Source organism: Dolosicoccus paucivorans (assembly GCF_900100125.1).
Lineage (GTDB): Bacteria > Bacillota > Bacilli > Lactobacillales > Aerococcaceae > Dolosicoccus > Dolosicoccus paucivorans.
This window is the reverse complement of sequence record NZ_FNEL01000082.1, coordinates 1-3,613: the sequence shown is the minus strand read 5'-3', so window position 1 is coordinate 3,613 and position 3,613 is coordinate 1. Positions and strand designations below refer to the sequence as shown.

Sequence of the window (3,613 nt, the reverse complement as noted above, 5' to 3'; positions counted from 1 at the left end):
TTATCTTGAGCCAATTGAGCATCGTAACAGGTTGACTTAACACGCTTGAGTTCTCGATAAATCGTCGAACGGTGACGCCCGATGGCTTCAGCAATTTGACTCGCTGTATAGCCTTCATGATAAAGTATTTCTATTTTTGAACGGTCTTCTATGGTAAGATGTTTGTAGCTCATAACAGGTCCTCCGTGTGTGTTTTTGTGGTTACTAACATTTTACACGAACCTGTTATGGGTTTTCTTGTTTGTCGCAATTAATTTTACAATCTATCGCATAAAAATAACCTGCCAGATATTCCAGCAGGTTCAATGAATTATTTATTTTTTGTCCGGTGCGTTGACGGCATAATACACAGGGACTCCTAGAAGAATTGCTCCTCCAACTAAGTTACCGATCACTGAGACGATAATATGCGTCCATACTTGTGCGTTAAATGAAATACCGTCCACTAACCAAGCCATCGTGAACGTTCCAATGTTGACCACGGAGTGATCTAACCCTGCTAAAACAAAGGTCATTATGGCCAGTAAAATGGTTAATACTTTAGCAGTTTCATCAGTCAATTTCACAGAGAAATAAGTAGCTAAAGATACGATAAAGTTACATAAAATTGAACGTAAAAATAACGTCCATAAGTCCGTTTGTAATTTACCTTGGGCTAATTGAGTCACATAGGGGTAGACAATTCCCATCAACCCTTGACTTTTAATGTAAAGTCCTGTTAAAAAAGCAATGCCTAGCCCGTTACCTAAAAGACAAATAAAAATAAGCCAAGCGTATTCAGCAAAAGAACGGCGCTTAGAATACAGGGAAAATGAAGCAACAAATGAGTTACCAGTGACTAATTCGCCGTTTAAAAAGACAATTTGGACAATCGCAAATCCAAATAAAGCCGAAAAAGCCACTCGACCTAAGTTAGGATCAATTTGAGATAAAGATCCACCTAAGCCAATACTTAAAATACTAGCAATTCCGACGTAAAAGCCTGCTAAAATCGCTTTAACAAAGTACTTTGGTAAGTAGTTTGCTAAGAAATTAAACTTCTTTTCCGAAGCGTTTGCTATTAAATCAAATTCAATCATACTTAAACTCCTTAATAAATAATATAATCTTATCATAGCAAACTTTATCACAAAGAAGTAGAATTTTCTCCATTTTTAGTTATATGTGGTAAAATAGTTGGGTGTTAAACAAATGAAGAAAGCGAGTGATCTGTTTGGTTGAAACAGTTATTGAATTTTTTCAACACTACTTTACACCGAAAATGATTGTCTTTTTAATTTCAATGATTCCTGTTCTTGAATTAAGGGGAGGATTAATTGCTGCCAGTATCTTAGGAGTTCCTTGGAAAGAAGCAGCTCTCATTGGTATTATCGGCAATGCGATTCCGGTGCCTTTTATTATTTACTTTATTGAATACATTTTAAACTTTTTATCAAAGCACGGTCCGATTAAAGGATTCGCTTCTAAAATGGTCACTAAAGGCCGGGAAAAAGGTGCAGAGCTGTCTCATAAATACCCTAATAGTATTTGGTTAGGTTTACTGTTATTCGTTGGTATTCCTCTTCCAGGAACAGGTGCATGGACAGGGTCTTTAATAGCAGCCTTTTTAGGACGCCCACCTCTTAAATCCATGGTTCCTATTGGCTTAGGACTCGTTCTTGCAACGACCATTATGTTAATGATTACTTACTTTGTCCCAAGCTTGTTTGGGTTTTAAAGAAAGAAATAGTAAAATCCTGCTGATTCTCGCATCAATATTGCGACTGGATCAGCAGGATTATTTATATCTTATGAATCATTTAATTAGTGATTAATTGTCATATTTTTTGAAATAATAATAGACTCGAATCGATAATAAAACAAAAAGAAAACTTGTAATAGTGTCTACTGTGATAAATGAAGCGATTGGATAAGAAAAGATTGTTGGATAGGTATACAACACCATCTTATAAATGATCCCCATCACGATGATAACGACATATTTGATCATATAGATTATCTCCTAACTTTTTTGACTGTTTTAGTTTGTTTTTCCTTTTCTATTAATTTAGAGACAGTTTATCATATATTTTTATCTAAAAGGGTTTTACGGGACAATTGCATAGTTGAGAGGGAAAATCGTTTTATGTATAGTAAGTAAGGAAAACTTATAGAGGTTTAAATAGTACAATAAGTGGAGGTATTCTAAAGTTACCAACAAAACTGTGGCAGAAATGGTTAATATCTCATAAAACGCCTATGCTCTTATTTATTACCAGACTAATCATATTATATACAGCATTGTCGCTCCTATTCTTATAACGTGTTTACTATTATTTGTTTAGACTTTAAAAAAGAGTCTCATAAAAGAGCTGTCGGTTTATTCCGAATGGATAGATCATAGTCTACATATTCATCCATAGGGAATTCCGATGGCTTTTTCTACACTTAAATAAGGAATATGAGCTCATTTGACAAAGAACTTTTTAAATGGAAAAATAATTATTAAGAAATTAGTTATACAAATAATCATTCGTTTACAAAGGAGAAAAAATGCTCAATATATTCATTTGTGAAGATCATGATATTCAACGAGCGCAGTTAGAAAACTGTATCGAAAATTATATTAAAATACAAGAGTGGGATTGTAAAATAATATTATCTACTGGCAATCCAGACGATTTATTGAATCACTTAAGAAAATACCCTCTAACAAGAGGTTTATTTTTTTAGATATAGGTTTTGATCAATCAAAAATAAATGGGTTGGAATTGGGGAGCGCCGTTCGTCAATTGTGTCCTTGCGGTGATATTGTGATTGTGACAGCTTATGATCATTGTCGTTCTCTAACGTTTGAATACGCTATTGAGGCAATGGATTATATACAAAAAGATTCTACAGAAGAGGTTCTACAAAAGATTCGAGAGTGTGTTGAAAAATCCTATCGACGTTTGCATATTGAACGAGATAATCATCAAAAACACTTTAAAGTCGCCATAGGAAGTAGAATAAGACAACTTGATTTAAAAGATATTATTTTTTTCGAGACAACTGCTCGCAAAAATAAAGTGCGAGTATATTATAAAGATGAAGTTATAAACTTTAGAGACAGCTTGAAAAATATAGAAAGCTTTGATGACCAACTGTGTCGCTTACATGAATCATTTTTAGTCAATATATCTCATATCCGAGAAATAAAAAGTAAACAGTGTTTAGTGCGGATGTCCAATAACATAGATATTCCTGTGTCTTTACGTAAACGGCGTCTCGTCAAAAAGCTTATTGAAAAAAATATAATTAATGTTTAGTAGGTGGATTATATAATCAACTTAGCCGCCCGTTTGTGAATAAAAAACGCCATGTGGATTTCATGTTATCATTGTAGTTAGCAGACCCAATGAAAGGATGAAATCACATGACGCAACTACATGATAACACAACGAATAATACAGGCAAGCATTTGACTCTAGGTGAACGCTATAAAATTGAAGCCTACCTTGAAGAAGGACATAGCTATAGAGAAATGGGGCGCCGCTTAGGCCACCATCATACGACGATTAGTAACGAGATTAAGCGTGACACTGTTCGACAAGTTCGAAAGGTGACGGCTCAAACAGGAAAAGTATATGAGTAC

The 3,613-nt window shown here is 34.4% G+C and carries 6 protein-coding genes; 3 read left to right on the top strand and 3 right to left on the bottom strand.

The features are described from left to right. Both BLR79_RS09360 and BLR79_RS08490 read right to left on the bottom strand, forming a co-directional pair. Positions 1–173, bottom strand: a 173-nt coding sequence (locus BLR79_RS09360) for a helix-turn-helix domain-containing protein (RefSeq protein WP_143338844.1), incomplete at its 3' end; no start/stop codon positions are given. A 141-nt stretch (positions 174–314) separates the two neighbouring features. Further along, complete coding sequence (locus BLR79_RS08490) at positions 315–1,079, bottom strand: formate/nitrite transporter family protein (RefSeq protein WP_159427640.1); 765 nt, start codon at positions 1,077–1,079, stop codon at positions 315–317. A 134-nt stretch (positions 1,080–1,213) separates the two neighbouring features. Between BLR79_RS08490 and BLR79_RS08485 the strand changes: the two genes are divergently transcribed. Continuing rightward, positions 1,214–1,717, top strand: coding sequence for a COG2426 family protein (locus BLR79_RS08485; RefSeq protein WP_092086972.1), 504 nt, complete (start codon positions 1,214–1,216; stop codon positions 1,715–1,717). A gap of 93 nt (positions 1,718–1,810) precedes the next feature. Here BLR79_RS08485 and BLR79_RS08480 read toward each other — a convergent pair whose 3' ends face one another. Then, positions 1,811–1,990, bottom strand: a complete 180-nt coding sequence (locus BLR79_RS08480) for a hypothetical protein (protein ID WP_092086970.1) — start codon at positions 1,988–1,990, stop codon at positions 1,811–1,813. Between the two features lie 760 nt (positions 1,991–2,750). On the opposite strand from BLR79_RS08480, the gene BLR79_RS08470 reads away from it, so the two are divergent. Further along, positions 2,751–3,287, top strand: coding sequence for a LytR/AlgR family response regulator transcription factor (locus BLR79_RS08470; RefSeq protein ID WP_143338843.1), 537 nt, complete (start codon positions 2,751–2,753; stop codon positions 3,285–3,287). 107 nt (positions 3,288–3,394) lie between these two features. Next, a partial coding sequence (locus tag BLR79_RS08465) for a helix-turn-helix domain-containing protein (protein ID WP_143338842.1) occupies positions 3,395–3,613 on the top strand: 219 nt, incomplete at its 3' end.

Coding starts and splice junctions, on each gene's coding strand:
- BLR79_RS08490 (WP_159427640.1), bottom strand. CDS start 1,079: ATGATTGAATTTGATTTAATAGCAAACGCTTCGGAAAAGAAGTTTAAT.
- BLR79_RS08480 (WP_092086970.1), bottom strand. CDS start 1,990: ATGATCAAATATGTCGTTATCATCGTGATGGGGATCATTTATAAGATG.